At 68.0% G+C, this 12,797-nt stretch carries 19 protein-coding genes; 14 read left to right on the top strand and 5 right to left on the bottom strand.

Features of this window, described 5'->3' with window-relative positions; all coding sequences use genetic code 11:
- Positions 1 to 10: 10 nt before the first annotated feature.
- Positions 11 to 136, bottom strand: coding sequence for a hypothetical protein (locus F6W70_RS17905; protein ID WP_318278758.1), 126 nt, complete (start codon positions 134 to 136; stop codon positions 11 to 13).
- Positions 137 to 268: 132 nt separating this feature from the next.
- Between F6W70_RS17905 and F6W70_RS00085 the strand changes: the two genes are divergently transcribed.
- From F6W70_RS00085 to F6W70_RS00065, 5 genes are all read left to right on the top strand, one after another.
- Positions 269 to 802: a putative immunity protein gene (locus F6W70_RS00085; protein ID WP_151485582.1), complete on the top strand. Its 534-nt coding sequence runs from the start codon at positions 269 to 271 to the stop codon at positions 800 to 802.
- A 53-nt stretch (positions 803 to 855) separates the two neighbouring features.
- A complete protein-coding gene (locus F6W70_RS00080) occupies positions 856 to 1,533 on the top strand; it encodes a response regulator transcription factor (RefSeq protein WP_017829831.1) in 678 nt (225 codons plus the stop codon).
- Positions 1,534 to 1,549: 16 nt separating this feature from the next.
- Positions 1,550 to 2,842, top strand: coding sequence for a sensor histidine kinase (locus tag F6W70_RS00075; protein WP_151485581.1), 1,293 nt, complete (start codon positions 1,550 to 1,552; stop codon positions 2,840 to 2,842).
- Between the two features lie 79 nt (positions 2,843 to 2,921).
- Complete coding sequence (locus tag F6W70_RS00070; RefSeq protein ID WP_151485580.1) at positions 2,922 to 3,767, top strand: hypothetical protein; 846 nt, start codon at positions 2,922 to 2,924, stop codon at positions 3,765 to 3,767.
- A gap of 124 nt (positions 3,768 to 3,891) precedes the next feature.
- Positions 3,892 to 4,119 (top strand): RNA-binding S4 domain-containing protein, encoded by a 228-nt coding sequence (locus F6W70_RS00065; protein WP_017829834.1) that lies wholly within the window; start codon positions 3,892 to 3,894, stop codon positions 4,117 to 4,119.
- Positions 4,120 to 4,156: 37 nt separating this feature from the next.
- Here the strand turns inward: F6W70_RS00065 and F6W70_RS00060 are convergent, their stop codons facing one another.
- A complete protein-coding gene (locus tag F6W70_RS00060) occupies positions 4,157 to 4,780 on the bottom strand; it encodes a LysE family translocator (protein WP_151485579.1) in 624 nt (207 codons plus the stop codon).
- A gap of 98 nt (positions 4,781 to 4,878) precedes the next feature.
- Here F6W70_RS00060 and F6W70_RS00055 point away from each other — a divergent pair, with 98 nt between their 5' ends.
- Positions 4,879 to 5,334, top strand: coding sequence for an Lrp/AsnC family transcriptional regulator (locus F6W70_RS00055; protein ID WP_017829836.1), 456 nt, complete (start codon positions 4,879 to 4,881; stop codon positions 5,332 to 5,334).
- Between the two features lie 28 nt (positions 5,335 to 5,362).
- On the opposite strand, the gene F6W70_RS00050 is transcribed toward F6W70_RS00055, so the two are convergent.
- Positions 5,363 to 5,977 (bottom strand): class I SAM-dependent methyltransferase, encoded by a 615-nt coding sequence (locus F6W70_RS00050; protein WP_151485578.1) that lies wholly within the window; start codon positions 5,975 to 5,977, stop codon positions 5,363 to 5,365.
- A 105-nt stretch (positions 5,978 to 6,082) separates the two neighbouring features.
- On the opposite strand from F6W70_RS00050, the gene F6W70_RS00045 reads away from it, so the two are divergent.
- Complete coding sequence (locus F6W70_RS00045; RefSeq protein WP_055875194.1) at positions 6,083 to 6,673, top strand: DUF2165 domain-containing protein; 591 nt, start codon at positions 6,083 to 6,085, stop codon at positions 6,671 to 6,673.
- A 25-nt stretch (positions 6,674 to 6,698) separates the two neighbouring features.
- Here the strand turns inward: F6W70_RS00045 and F6W70_RS00040 are convergent, their stop codons facing one another.
- Positions 6,699 to 7,247 carry a DUF4395 domain-containing protein gene (locus F6W70_RS00040; RefSeq protein WP_170287831.1) on the bottom strand — a complete coding sequence of 183 codons (549 nt, stop codon included), beginning with the start codon at positions 7,245 to 7,247 and terminating at the stop codon, positions 6,699 to 6,701.
- Between the two features lie 81 nt (positions 7,248 to 7,328).
- Here F6W70_RS00040 and F6W70_RS18060 point away from each other — a divergent pair, with 81 nt between their 5' ends.
- The 7 genes from F6W70_RS18060 (at position 7,329) to F6W70_RS00010 (ending at position 11,871) form a co-directional block, all read left to right on the top strand.
- A complete protein-coding gene (locus F6W70_RS18060) occupies positions 7,329 to 7,460 on the top strand; it encodes a DUF8730 family Cys-rich protein (RefSeq protein WP_489649022.1) in 132 nt (43 codons plus the stop codon).
- Positions 7,447 to 7,818, top strand: a complete 372-nt coding sequence (locus tag F6W70_RS00035; RefSeq protein WP_082531540.1) for a rhodanese-like domain-containing protein — start codon at positions 7,447 to 7,449, stop codon at positions 7,816 to 7,818. The genes F6W70_RS18060 and F6W70_RS00035 overlap by 14 nt, the downstream gene beginning before the upstream one ends.
- Before the next feature lie 458 nt (positions 7,819 to 8,276).
- Positions 8,277 to 8,912: a response regulator transcription factor gene (locus F6W70_RS00030; protein ID WP_151485575.1), complete on the top strand. Its 636-nt coding sequence runs from the start codon at positions 8,277 to 8,279 to the stop codon at positions 8,910 to 8,912.
- A 308-nt stretch (positions 8,913 to 9,220) separates the two neighbouring features.
- Positions 9,221 to 9,739, top strand: coding sequence for a hypothetical protein (locus F6W70_RS00025; RefSeq protein WP_151485574.1), 519 nt, complete (start codon positions 9,221 to 9,223; stop codon positions 9,737 to 9,739).
- A gap of 110 nt (positions 9,740 to 9,849) precedes the next feature.
- Complete coding sequence (locus F6W70_RS00020) at positions 9,850 to 10,389, top strand: alternate-type signal peptide domain-containing protein (protein ID WP_151485573.1); 540 nt, start codon at positions 9,850 to 9,852, stop codon at positions 10,387 to 10,389.
- 106 nt (positions 10,390 to 10,495) lie between these two features.
- A complete protein-coding gene (locus F6W70_RS00015) occupies positions 10,496 to 11,122 on the top strand; it encodes a signal peptidase I (RefSeq protein ID WP_151485572.1) in 627 nt (208 codons plus the stop codon).
- 131 nt (positions 11,123 to 11,253) lie between these two features.
- Positions 11,254 to 11,871, top strand: a complete 618-nt coding sequence (locus F6W70_RS00010; protein ID WP_151485571.1) for an RNA polymerase sigma factor — start codon at positions 11,254 to 11,256, stop codon at positions 11,869 to 11,871.
- Positions 11,872 to 12,475: 604 nt separating this feature from the next.
- On the opposite strand, the gene F6W70_RS00005 is transcribed toward F6W70_RS00010, so the two are convergent.
- The coding region (locus F6W70_RS00005) for an LPXTG cell wall anchor domain-containing protein (RefSeq protein WP_151485570.1) at positions 12,476 to 12,797 on the bottom strand (322 nt) is incomplete at its 5' end.

Below are 12,797 nucleotides of genomic sequence, written 5' to 3'. Positions count from 1 at the left end.
ACGAGCCACCCTAGGCGAGCCGTCCGACGCCGCGGATGACGAGCGCCCGGGCGAGGTCGCGCAGCTGCTGCGCCGAGTACCCCACCCGTCGCCCGAGCGCGACCGTGGTCATCACATGCTCTGGAGGGTTTGTCATGATCTTCCCCATCCTTTCGGCATCAGAGTCCACATAAGCACGTGGGGTTCATCATTGAGGGATGGAGATGCAGGAGATCATCGAGACGGTCCGCGGCTTCCCGCAGGGTGCCGAACGGCGGGTGGGGTGAGCATGTCCACTGCGCAGGGCATGACCGAGACCGAGCGACGGATCGTCGCGGTGTGGGCGGCCGACTGCGCGGAACGGGTGCTGCCCCTGTTCGACGCGGAGGCACCCGACGACGACCGCGCGCGCGACGCCATCGCGCGAGCTCGAGCCTTCGCACGGGGTGAGCTCACGGCTGCGGGAGAGATCCGTCGCCGCTTCGTCGCGGGCCGGGCCGCCCACAGCGCCGCTTCACCCGCGGGGGTCGCCGCAGCCCGCTCGGCCGCCCAGGCCGCAGGGGTCGCGCACATGGGTGCCCATGCGCTCGGAGCCGCCGCCTACGCCGTGAAGGCCGTGGAGCTCACGCACCCGGAGGACCCGGATGCCCGCGCCGCCGAGGTGCGGTGGCAGCTCGCCGCCCTGTCGCCCGAGGTCGCATCCGCACTCCGGCGACTGCCTCCCCTCGGCTCCGACACCGCGGGCCCCCTCGGCCCGGGCCTGCTCGCCTCCGGCACGCTCGGGGAGGTGATCCGCGAGATCCAGGCCGCCCTCGGCGCCTGAGGCTCACGACCCGCTTCAGCCCCGATTCAGCGTCGAGCGGCCACACTGGAGGCATGCGGATCCTGGTGGTGGACGACGAGGTGCGTCTGGCCGAGGGCGTGCGCCGCGGCCTGGAGGCCGAGGGCTTCGCCGTCGACGTGGCACACAACGGCGTCGACGGACTCTGGCGCGCGCGTGAGACACGGTACGACGCGATCGTGCTCGACCTGATGATGCCGGGCATGAGCGGCTGGAAGGTGTGCGAGGCGCTCAGGGCCGAAGAGAACTGGACCCCCGTGCTGATGCTCACGGCGAAGGACGGCGAGTGGGACCAGGTCGAAGCGCTCGAGACCGGGGCCGACGACTACGTCACCAAGCCCTTCTCGTTCGCGATCCTCGTCGCGCGCCTGCGTGCTCTCGTGCGGCGCGGAGCCGTCGCGCGTCCGGCGATCCTGGAAGCGGGCGATCTGCGGCTCGATCCCGCAGCGCACCGGGTCTGGCGGGGCGAGACTCCCGTGAGCCTGACCGCTCGGGAGTTCTCGGTGCTCGAATACCTGATGCGTCATCGCGGCCAGGTGCTGTCGAAGCGCACCCTCATCGACGGCGTCTGGGACGACGACTTCGACGGCGATCCCAACATCGTCGAGGTCTACGTCGGGCACCTGCGCCGCAAGCTCGACAAGCCGTTCGGACGCGAGGCGATCGAGACCATCCGTGGAGCGGGCTACCGGCTGGCGGCCGACGGTGGCTAGTCGCAGTTGGCGCTCTGTGCGCGGCAGGACCACGCTCGGCGCCACCGTCGTCGTCGCCGTCGCACTCCTCATCGGCGCCTTCTCGTTCTACGGCGTGCTCAGCGCCAGCATCCACGGCAGCACCGAGCGCGCGGCGGAACAGCGCCTCGAAGAGCTCACCGAACGCACAGACGGCCCAGGCGGCAAGGGCATCGATGCGCTCGACGACGAGATCCTGCAGATCATCGGTGCGGACGGTTCGGTGCGCGCCGCCAGCGAAGACGCCAGGGAGAAGCTCGGGTCGACACCCCTCCCCGTCGACGACGATCCGCAGACGACCACTGTCGACGGAGAGACCGTCCTCGTCGTCTCGGAGGACATCGAGCGCGACCAGACCCTCGTGCTCGCCGTCTCGATGGAGGACGATGCCGAGACCCTCGCCACGGTCGCGACGCTGCTGGCCATCGCCCTCCCCCTGCTTCTGCTGCTCGTCGCCGTGACCACATGGTCGGTGGTCGGCCGGGCCCTCCGCCCGGTCGAGCTCATCCGCGAAGAGGTCGACGGCATCACCGCAGAGCGCCTGCACCAGCGGGTACCGGTGCCGGAGACCGCCGATGAGATCGCCGCGCTCGCGACGACCATGAACGGCATGCTCGATCGGCTCGACGCGGCGGCCACCGCGCAGCGGCGCTTCGTCTCGGACGCTTCCCACGAGCTGCGCTCGCCCCTCGCGACGATCCGTCAGCATGCCGAACTGGCCCAGGCCCATCCCGATGTGACGAGCATCGGCGAACTCGCCGAGGTGGTGTCGGAGGAGGGACTGCGCCTGCAGGGCATCGTCGAATCACTGCTGCTGCTCGCCCGCCTGGATGAGGGAGCGAGCACCCATGACGAGGCGGTCGACCTCGACGACATCGCCCTCGGCGAGGTGCGCCGGCTCCGGGCCGCGGGAATCGACGTCGACGGCTCCGGGATCCACGCCGCCCGGGTGCACGGCGACCCGCGACTGCTCGGGCAGCTGGTGCGAAACCTCGCCGACAACGCCGTGCGCCACAGCCGCGGGCGCGTCGCGATCGGGGTGACGCCATCGGACGGATACGTGTTCGTCACGATCGAGGACGACGGCACCGGAGTGCCGACCGAGGAGCGGGAGCGGATCTTCGAACGCTTCGTCCGCCTCGACGAGGCCCGCAGCCGCGACGCCGGAGGCAGCGGATTGGGCCTCGCGATCGCCCGCGGCATCGCCGCCAGCGGCCACGGCACCCTCACGGTCGACGACTCCCGCTGGGGTGGTGCGCGCTTCGTGCTCACCCTGCCCCTCGGCGCCTGACCAGACGGACCCGAGGTTCCTGAAGAGGTCTTCAGGACGCTTCAGGGAGGCTTCAGCGCCCGCGGGAGACCATCGAGACATGGACGACAAGACACCCACCCCCGACCAGACGCCCGCTCCTGACCAGACGCCGCAGAGCACTCCGGATGCCGAGACCGTGCCGGTGACCCCGCCCCCGACGCCCGGCGCGGAGGCCCCGATCGCGGGCTCCGGACAGCACCCGGTCTTCCCCGCCGCAGAACCCGTGCCCGCTCCCGCGACGGCCGCATCGAAGCCCGGCCGCACGCGCGCGCTCCTCATCGGCGGAGGCATCGCTGCGGCCGTCGTCCTGGCGGGTGGCGGCGTCGCGGTCGGCGCGGCGATCGGCGACGAGTTCGGCGACGACGATCGCTCGTCGATGTCCGACGACGGCCCCCGCCACGATGCGGATGACCACGGTCCGCGCGGCGACGACCGCGGAGACGACGACCGCGGCAACGCCCCCTCGAACGGCCGCGGCCCGGTGACCGGAATCGGCACGGCATCCGCCGACGAGCTCATCGAGATCGCCGACGCCGCGCGGGGAGCAGCCGATGGCGAGGTCACCTCGATCGACGCGAAGCGCGACGGCACCTGGGAGGTGCAGCTGACGACAGCCGCCGGGGCGGAGACCGAGGTCCGGGTCGACGAGGCCCTGGTCGCATCCGTCACCTCCACCGACGCGGCCGACGGTGACGACACCGGCCCCGCGCTCACCCTCGACGACGAGACGATCCGCGCCCTGGTCTCCGCCGCACTCGCCGAGGCCGAGGGGATGATCACCGACCTCGATGTCGACGGCGACGACGTGAGCCCCTACGACGCCTCGGTGCTCACCTCGGACAACCGCTCGATCGACATCGACTTCAGCGCCGACTTCGCCGTCGTCGGAACCGACATCGACTGAGCAGATCAGGGCCGCGTCCTGTCGGGCGGACCCGAGACGCCCGACTCGACGGTGCCGCCGCTCCCACCCGGGGGCGGCGGCACCGTCGCATCCGCCGGGCCTCGAAGCCGATTAGCATTCAAGGATGACGAACTCCGATCCGATCGACGACATCTCCATCGGCGGTGAGGTGATCCGCCTCGGGCAGTTCCTCAAGTTCGCCGGACTCCTCGACTCGGGTGGCGACGCCAAAGAGGTCATCATCGACGGGTACGTGACGGTGAACGGCGAGATCGACCGCCGCCGAGGACGCCAGTTGCGCGACGGCGACCTGGTGTCGTTCGAGGGACGAACGGTCCGCGTCCGCCCGTGACCGTCTGACTCCTCGTCAGCCGCCGCTCACGCAGGCGTCACATCCATTCGAGCACCTGCTCGATCAGGATGCCCACGCCGATGACGGTCATGGCGATGCCGGCGATCCGCGTGACCACCGAACTCGCGCGGGGCCGGGTGCGCAGCAGTCGACGGGCGAGCAGACCGACCGTCGTATAGACGATCGCGATGTTGAGCAGGTGCAGTCCGCCCAGCGCGAGCATCTGCGTCGTCGACGGCCAGCCATTCGGACTCGTGAACTGCGGCAGCAGGGCGAGGAGCAGCAGGAGCCCCTTCGGGTTGATGCCGCTGACACCGGATCCGCGCAGGAACTGCCCCCACCCTCCGGTCGCGATCGGCTCGCCGCTCTCCGCGATCGGAGCCGGACGGCTGGCCAAGGTCGTGGCTCCGAGGAAGATCAGGTAGAGCGCACCGACCACCGTCAGGGTCGTGAGGGTGACGGGATACGCGGTGACCAGCGCGCCGAGACCGAGAGCGACGGCGACGATCACGACGGTGTATCCGGCGATCATCCCGAGGATCGACGGTGCAAGGGAGCGTGCACGCAGGCCTGCGGAGATCGCATACGCCCAGTCGGCGCCGGGGGTCAGCGCGAGCATGACGGCGACCACCCAGAACTGCATCACCAGAGCGATATCCATCGGTTCTCCTCAATCCGAGGAAGAGACTACGAAGGATCAAGCGAAAGGTGCTCCGATTCTTCGAGCCATCCGCGCCTTCACCTGCAAGAATTGTCGTCATGGACGCACTCGACCGGGAGATCCTCTCTCTGCTGCAGGATGACGGCCGGATGAGCGCGACCCACCTCGCCTCGCAGGTCGGCCTGAGCCTGTCCGCCTGTCATCGCCGGCTCAAAGAACTGGAGCAGTCCGGCGCGATCGAGCGGTACCGCGCGGTGGTCGCCCCGGCAGCGGTCGGCCTCACCTTCGAGGCCATCGTCTTCGTGACGATCGGGCGCACCGACAAGGACACGATCGTGGCGTTCGAAGAGGCCGTCGTGGCGATCCCCGCGGTCGTCGAGGCGCAGCGTCTGTTCGGCGACCCCGACTACATGCTGCGCATCCTCACCCGCGACATGGGCGCCTACCAGGAGCTCTACGACAACACCCTCGGCGCCCTGCCCGGCGTGCAGCGTCTCACCTCGACCATGGTGATGAAGCGGCTCGGGGCCGATCGGGCCGTGCCGATCCCCTGACGCAGCAAGGACAGCGCCGGCGCTCTGATCAGACCGCGACAGCGCTGATCGATGCGTGCGGACGGCGTCCGTCCTGCACCCGGGCGTCGCTGTCGACCACGCGGAAGCCGGCGCGCTCCAGCAGCACGGACAGCCCCTCGACTGACCAGTAGTGCGCCGTCGTGACGGCATGCGGGAAGGGCTCCCCGTCGACCCCGGCGAAGAACCCGACCAACAGGGCTCCCCCGTCGCGGAGAACGCGTCGAGCATGGGCGAGGAGGACCGCGAGCTCATCCGGCCCTGCGTGGATCAGCGAGTACCAGGCGAGCACGCCGCCGAGGGAGCCCGAGGCGACGCCGACGTCTGTCAGCGATGCCACCCGATACGGAACGTGCGGGAACCGCGCGCAGGCACCGGCGACGAACTCCGGCACCAGGTCGATGCCTTCGGCGTCGATCCCTCGTTCGGCGAGGAACGCGGTCCAGTGCCCCGGGCCGCACCCGGCATCGAGGATGCGCCCGTCGACCGCATCCGCCCAGCCCCCGATGCGCTCCCGGTCGGCCTCGTCCATCTGCCCGATGTCGCCGAACAGCTGCGTGTACTCGGCGGCACGTGCGGCGTATCCGTCTCGGATGCGCCGGTCGCTCCCTGAGTCGTCCACCACGGCTCTCCCCTCAGCGTCCATTCGCGATCACCGTCGTCCACGGTATCCGGATCCCGCCGCAGCACCCCCTCGACGCCCGGACACGACGACCGATACTGTCTGGTCATGACTACGACCGACGCGCCGGTGCGCTCACCTCGTTGGCACCTTCTCGGTTCGCTGCCCTTCGCGGCGGCCGCGCTCGTCCTCGTGAACGGGCTCTACATCTTCCTGGTGGCGCTCGGAAACATCACCGACTACGGCACCAACTTCGATTTCGTGCAGCACGTCTTGGCGATGGACACCACGAACTTCGGCCAGGAGGCCGGCAAGGGGCTCGATCCCGACGTGATGTGGCGGGCGATCGACAACCCTGTGCTGTGGAACATCGCCTACATCGGCGTGATCATCTGGGAGTCGCTGAGCGCGATCGTCCTGATCGTCGCGGTCGTGTTCTTCGTGCGCGGATTCCTCGGCCACGGCTTCCACGCCGCCCGCGTGTGGTCGTCGATCGGACTGGTGATGATCATCCTCCTCTTCGTGGGCGGGTTCATCTCGATCGGCGGCGAGTGGTTCCAGATGTGGCGCTCCACCTCGTGGAACGGACTCGACCCCGCCTTCCGCAACTCGGTGATCGCCGGCATCGGCCTGGTGCTGCTGCACCTCCCCTCGCCCCGCTGGGACGACACCGCACCGCGTCGCGACGCCTCTCGCTGATCGAGGTCGCTGCATCGACCCGGGTTCAGTCGCGGAGAATCGAGTGCTGCTCGCCCTTCGCCGGCGGTGTGTATGCGCAGGTGTCACCCGCACACAACTGCGGCTTGCGCCGCGCGAAGCGCTGGGCAACAACGCATCCCAGGCAGATCCCGAAGGCTGTCTCCAGGTACAGCAGGAGAAGACACACCCCGCAGATCACCTGAGCGACGATTGTCGGCAGGCCCAACCATCCCAAGCTGAAGCACCCCGCGAGGGACATTCCTAACCCCATGCCCCAGGCAAGGATCTTCGACCGCGCCTCCACCCACTCCGGACGCTGCGGGCGAGTGATCAGCGCACCCAGGATGAGCGTAGGAGTGAAAGCTGTTCCGACGAACAACCGCAGCATCATCTCGATGGCGAACACGATTCCGAAGATCCGCATCGGCTGCAGGTCACCGGTGATCACACTCCAGAGCCACGCCGAGAAACCAGCCAGGAACAGGATCCCCGCTGACGCTCGAACCGCGCGTTCGTTCACGACCGGAGTGTCGATGCCCTCGACCCACTGACCGACGACGGGCTGTTCCTTCACGGGCTGAGATGAGCGCATGGACGAAATAATACCCCGGGGGGTATAATCGGAATCACTTCGATCCAAGGAAAGGTGCAGGAGATGTGCGCTCGCGTGACGTGTGGCCAGTGCGGTAAAGCAACGTGGGAAGGTTGCGGTCAGCATGTGGAGGAGGCGCTCTACGGGGTCCCCGACGATCAGCGGTGCGAGGGGCACCCGCATGGCGCGGCGTAGCCTGCGAGCCGTCGCACTCGGGGCGGCTCTCGCCCTCTCCGTCGCGATGAGCGGCTGCGCTGCCACGGCGTCTCCCTCTGTAGCGATCGGCGAAGACACGGTCGTTGTCGATGTGCGCACCCCCGCGGAGTACGCCGAGGGCCATCTCGACGGCGCCATCAACATCGACCTTCAATCCCCGGAATTCGACACGACCATCTCGGAGCTCGATCCCGAGGATGAGTACGTCGTCTACTGCCAGTCCGGCAACCGATCCGCGCAGGCGGTCGCCGCGATGGAAGCCGCGGGACTCGACGTGCAGGACGCGGGCGGGATCTCTGAGGCCGCAGAGGCCACCGGTCTCCCCGTCATCCGATGACGTCCCCCACCCCGCTACCCACGGCTCGGAATGAAAGGACCACAATGACCACCCTCACTGTCACCGGTGACGCCGGGGCCGCGACGGCGAACTGCCGATCTTCCACACCCCGCGCTTCGACTCGCTGACACGCATCGGCGACGATCTGTACGACGCTGGACCGCGATCCTGCGGCAAGGACTCTCAGACCACTCGTATTCCGAGGACACCCCCCACAACTGGGTCTATCCCTCGATCGAGCGCGATCGTAGGGTATGACGAGGTCAACGCTCAGGGCTGGACGCCCACTCTCCCCCTCCCCCACGGTCGTCCAGCCCTGATGTGGGATCTGCGTCACCACGGCACGAGAGCGAAGACCTACGCATCGCCGTCTCGGGAGCACGCAGGATCATGGCCTCCAGTTACCGATTGCGGGATGCATCGCGGTTGCGTGCACTCGCAACACCAAGACTTGAAACGTGCCTATACGTGTGGGGATCATCGACGATCAACCGGCACTGGTGTTGGGCATCACGGTCCTGGTGAATGCTCAGCCTGATATGACGTTCATCGGCGCGTTCCGCAGCGTTCCCGAGCTTCTGTCTGCCGGGACGACACTGGACGTGGTGTTGGTCGACCCGGTGCTCGACGAGGGACGGGCACAGGCGGCTTCTGTGGCGGCACTGTTGTCGTGCGGCATCGGGGTTCTCTTCTTCACAGCCGCCACGCAACCCCGATCCTCGTTCGATGCGCTCGAGCACGGAGGCGTGGAGACGATCCAGAAGACCGACCCGCTCCATCGGGTCGTCGCGGGCATACGTGCAGCGCAGCGGAGTCGATCAGGGTGGTCGATCGTCGGCTCCCAGATGCGAACCCCCGACTCCGCACCCGAGGTCTCGCTGTCACCGCGTGAGCACCAGGTGCTGGAGTTGTATGCCGCCGGCGCTACGGCCTCGCAGGTCGCGGAAGCGCTGGGCATCACCCGGAACACCGTCGTGGACCATATCAAGCGCATCCGCCTGAAGTACGTCGTCGCAGGACGGCCGGCCTTCACCAAGGTGGATCTCTTCCGGCGCGCTGTCGAAGACGGACTGGTGGTTGGCGAGTCCGCGTGACGGTTCGTTCACGCCTCCATGATGACGGCGCCGAGAACGGTGGTGACGTTGGTCGCCGACTCCGGCAGATCGGCTGACGTGCTCCACTTACGCTGCTCGCCGGCGGCGAGGCCATCCACCACGGTCACACCGCGGGCGTAGACAGCGCTTCGTAGAGGACGTTCGCGGCGCCTTGAGGCCCGCACCGTTATGAACGAGCGCTCTCCTCGTCTCTCCCCTGAAAACCCCAGACCATGAGGCACCCCGGAGGAGAGACCATGACGAGGACAAGCAGGCGGAGATCGCGGCCCCGCACCCGGAGAACTCCCGTGCTCATCGCTACGGGTGTCGTCGCCGGCGCGATCGCGCTGGGACTCGCCGCGGCAGGGACGACCACGGCGGCTCTCTCGGCGAGCCAGACCATGCCCGGCGCCACCATCACAGCGGGAAGCCTCGACCTCACCGTGAACGGCACCGACAGCGCAGAACTCGGAGCGTACTCGGTGGTCCCCGGAGCGCCACAGGCCCATGCGTTCACGGTGACCAACACGGGGACCACGGCAGCCGACCTGACCACGACGATCGCGGTGTCGTCCACAGAGCCGATCAAGGAGAGCATGCGCGCACGCGTGACGACGGTCGCGGATAGGGAGGGCTGTGTAGCGAATCTCGCCGGCGCACAAGGCGCGCTCGACGGTTTCAGCTCCTCCGGCTACGCGACCGTCGAGGCCGGCGAGTCCGTGATCGTGTGCCTCGAGCTCTCACTCCTCGACACCACACCGATCACACAGGCCGGACAGTCGGCGTCGTTCACGGCCACCGTCACCGGAACACAACGAGATCGATGAGCCACCAGATCTCTCTCGGCGGAGGTGTTATGAATGCGCCCGCCCGCCGTCTCTCCAATGAAACAAGCACCACCAGAGCTTCGACCTCCACTCCTAGAAAAGGAACCCACATGAACAAGCTGGCCAAGAGCTCCATCGCCGTCACCGCCGGAATCGCCCTCCTCATGGGAGGCGCTGGATCCCTCGCCTTCTGGAACGACACGATCGACGCCGGTACCACCGGTTCGATCAGCGCTGGAACCCTGTCGCTCTCGAACGCGACCGCCGGCTCCTGGACGGACCAGAACGGCAATGCGCTCGACATCGCGAGCTTCCGTGCAGTCCCGGGCGACGTGCTCACCTACACGACCACGATCGACGTCACGGCGATCGGCGACAACCTCACCGGAACGATTGGCATCGGCACGGCGTCGATCGCCCCCGCCACGGCGGGCGCGGCAGACACCGAACTCGCCGCTCTGCTGACCGAGTCGGCGACCTTCACCGTCAACGGCTCGGCGGTCAACACCTTCACCGCTACCGGGACACCCCAGCCGGTCGACGTCACCGTGACCATCAGCTGGCCGTCGGGAAACCCGGCAACGGACAACCTCGCCAAGCTCGGCAGCGTGTCTCTCGCAGACTTCGCCATCACCGCCACCCAGGCCTGACTCCCCGCGGGCGGACTCCCACCCCGCCTGATTTCCCCGACCGGGCGGGATCCCCATCCCGCCCGGTCCCCCGCGTCCTTTCGACGCACTCGATGAACGGACCCCCATGACCACTCTCGCGATCCCGGCGACACGTCCTCGCTCCACAGGCTTCCTGGGTCGATCGCTGTACCTCGTGGGCCAGGGGATCGGCCTCTTCGTCCTGGTCGGGTTGCTGCTCGTCGCAGGTGCAACGATCGCCGTCCCCGCTCTCCTCGGGGCCACCCCGCTCGCTGTGCTGACCTCCTCGATGGAGCCGACCTACCCGCCCGGCACGCTCATCGTGGTGCAGCCGACCCCCGCCGACGCCATCCGCGGCGGCGATGTGATCACGTTTCAGCTGCACTCGGGCGAGCCGACTGTCGTCACTCACCGGGTGATCGAAGTCGCTGTGAACGCGGCGGGAGACCACGTCTTCCGCACGCAGGGTGACAACAACCTCGATCCCGATGTGCAGGCCGTGCGGGAAGTGCAGCTTAAGGGCAAGCTCCTCTACGCGGTCCCGGGTCTCGGCTGGGTGCAGAACACCCTGAGCGGTGACGTCCGTGTGCTCCTGGTCCCCCTGATTGCCGGCGGACTCTTCCTCTACGCGGCCGTCACAATCGTGCGTGCAATGACCGAACGACGACGGAGCAGAGGTTCCGATGGGTCAATCCGCGTGCTCGGTCTTCCGAGGACGCGATGGAAGTCATGAATGGACTCGCCGAGGGCAGCCCCTATCTCCGCCCGGAACTTCGACTCCCCGCCCCTCCTCCTGCGTGTGGATGGACACCATAGGTGACGCGGCTCTTGCTCCCGAGCCCCGCCGAGGTGGATCATTCAGGGATGGAGGACACTGCCGGGGTCGACGAGAGCATCAGCGACACTGAGCTCGTGCGACTCTTCCGCGCTGGTGACGCCGACTCCGCTCACCTGCTGTATCAACGGCATTTCGAGATGGCGGTGCGACTTGCGCGACGCACTGCCCCTCACCCTTCGGAGGCCGAAGAGATCGCGAGCGAGTCTTTCGCCCGGGTTCTGGAAGCGATCCGTCGGGGCGGTGGACCCGCCGACTCCTTCTCGCTGTACCTCCGCTCCACCGTGCGCAACACCTCGTTCAGCGCGCTGCGACACCGGGCGAGGATGCACACGATCGACAACATCGAGCGGATCGTGGTCGACCACGTGCCCGATCACGCCGACTTCGGACGCGACCTCGACAGTGATCTCGCGGCGGCGTTCGCCGGGCTCTCCGAGCGCTACCAGCGTGTGCTCTGGGCACGGGTGCTGGAGGGCAAGTCCAACAGAGAGTCCGCCGCCGACCTCGGAATCGCGGCGACGGCAGAGGCGATGCTCTACCACCGTGCTCGACGCGCACTCAAGAAGAGCTATCTGGAGACGGAGGACGGCCGTCTGCGGACGGCGATCGCCGCATTCCGCGCCCGTCGTCGCGTGCGACACTGACCCACGATCACTCTCGACGCGGCCGTTGCTCGCACGGCAGGCAGGGCCGGGGTGACCTTGCTCCCCATCGCAAGGCCACCCCCAAGGAGCCTCCCCATAGGGCGCCACCCCGATAGCGGCCCTCCCCCGCAGATCAGAGCGCCGACGGGCATCCCGCCTGCTCCACCCACAGCATCTCCGGAGCAGGGCGGACGTTGTTCCAGAATGTCTAGACTTAAGTAGTAGGTGCTGTGCAATTCCGCATCCGAGGTTGACGTACCCTCCACGCAGTGCCTCTCGCGTCCGAGCGGCAATACCCGAGCTGCCGCAAGAAAGTGTGCCTCGCACCGTCGGAATCGCGCAGCCGCCTCACGGATCGCCATCCTGCGCGTGCCCGGCGCGGCCAGCGTTCGAGTCCTCGCTGCTCGGTTTTCGGCACCGACACCAAGTGAACGCGTGACACTGCTGATCCGAGCCACGTCCGGGATCAGCAACGTCGCAGGCGCCAGTTCCCTGGGGGGCGCACCAGAGCCATCGATGGCTATCGCAGGACCGACACGCCACAGAGAGGCGGCGGGCAGACGTAACCCGCTGAGGATACGTCTGCCCGCTGCGGCCCCTGCTGTTACTGGGAGTTCGATTCCATGCTCTGCCGACGGCGCCGCGTTACGAGGAAGATCACTGTACCCAGGAGCACGAGTGCCAACGCGACCGGGATCGGAGCCAGGCTGTCGGCTCCCGTCGTCGCGAGACCGCCGCCAGGAGGCGTCGTCGGAGGCGCCGGAACCGGCCCCGTGGGCGTCACCACCGTATCGGTCGGCGGGGTGATCGGATCGACACCCTCAGGAGTCGTGGCATTACCGGTCGCGGTGTTCACGACACCGCCATCGATGATGTCCTGCTCGGTGACCGTATACGGCGCATCCGCCGTGCACGTCACCGACTCA

Origin of the sequence: Microbacterium maritypicum, assembly GCF_008868125.1 — a bacterium.
GTDB lineage: Bacteria > Actinomycetota > Actinomycetes > Actinomycetales > Microbacteriaceae > Microbacterium > Microbacterium maritypicum.
Note: the sequence above shows the minus strand (reverse complement) of the source record. Positions and strands in the feature narration are given on the sequence as shown.

What these genes read in the sequence shown, in the direction of transcription:
- F6W70_RS00055 (WP_017829836.1), top strand. Translation starts at nt 4,879, where the DNA reads ATGGACGCACTCGACCGGGAGATCCTCTCTCTGCTGCAGGATGACGGC.
- F6W70_RS00080 (WP_017829831.1), top strand. Translation starts at nt 856, where the DNA reads ATGCGGATCCTGGTGGTGGACGACGAGGTGCGTCTGGCCGAGGGCGTG.
- F6W70_RS00020 (WP_151485573.1), top strand. Translation starts at nt 9,850, where the DNA reads ATGAACAAGCTGGCCAAGAGCTCCATCGCCGTCACCGCCGGAATCGCC.
- F6W70_RS00065 (WP_017829834.1), top strand. Translation starts at nt 3,892, where the DNA reads ATGACGAACTCCGATCCGATCGACGACATCTCCATCGGCGGTGAGGTG.
- F6W70_RS00010 (WP_151485571.1), top strand. Translation starts at nt 11,254, where the DNA reads ATGGAGGACACTGCCGGGGTCGACGAGAGCATCAGCGACACTGAGCTC.
- F6W70_RS17905 (WP_318278758.1), bottom strand. Translation starts at nt 136, where the DNA reads ATGACAAACCCTCCAGAGCATGTGATGACCACGGTCGCGCTCGGGCGA.
- F6W70_RS00085 (WP_151485582.1), top strand. Translation starts at nt 269, where the DNA reads ATGTCCACTGCGCAGGGCATGACCGAGACCGAGCGACGGATCGTCGCG.
- F6W70_RS00015 (WP_151485572.1), top strand. Translation starts at nt 10,496, where the DNA reads ATGACCACTCTCGCGATCCCGGCGACACGTCCTCGCTCCACAGGCTTC.
- F6W70_RS00035 (WP_082531540.1), top strand. Translation starts at nt 7,447, where the DNA reads ATGGCGCGGCGTAGCCTGCGAGCCGTCGCACTCGGGGCGGCTCTCGCC.
- F6W70_RS00060 (WP_151485579.1), bottom strand. Translation starts at nt 4,780, where the DNA reads ATGGATATCGCTCTGGTGATGCAGTTCTGGGTGGTCGCCGTCATGCTC.
- F6W70_RS18060 (WP_489649022.1), top strand. Translation starts at nt 7,329, where the DNA reads ATGTGCGCTCGCGTGACGTGTGGCCAGTGCGGTAAAGCAACGTGGGAA.
- F6W70_RS00070 (WP_151485580.1), top strand. Translation starts at nt 2,922, where the DNA reads ATGGACGACAAGACACCCACCCCCGACCAGACGCCCGCTCCTGACCAG.
- F6W70_RS00045 (WP_055875194.1), top strand. Translation starts at nt 6,083, where the DNA reads ATGACTACGACCGACGCGCCGGTGCGCTCACCTCGTTGGCACCTTCTC.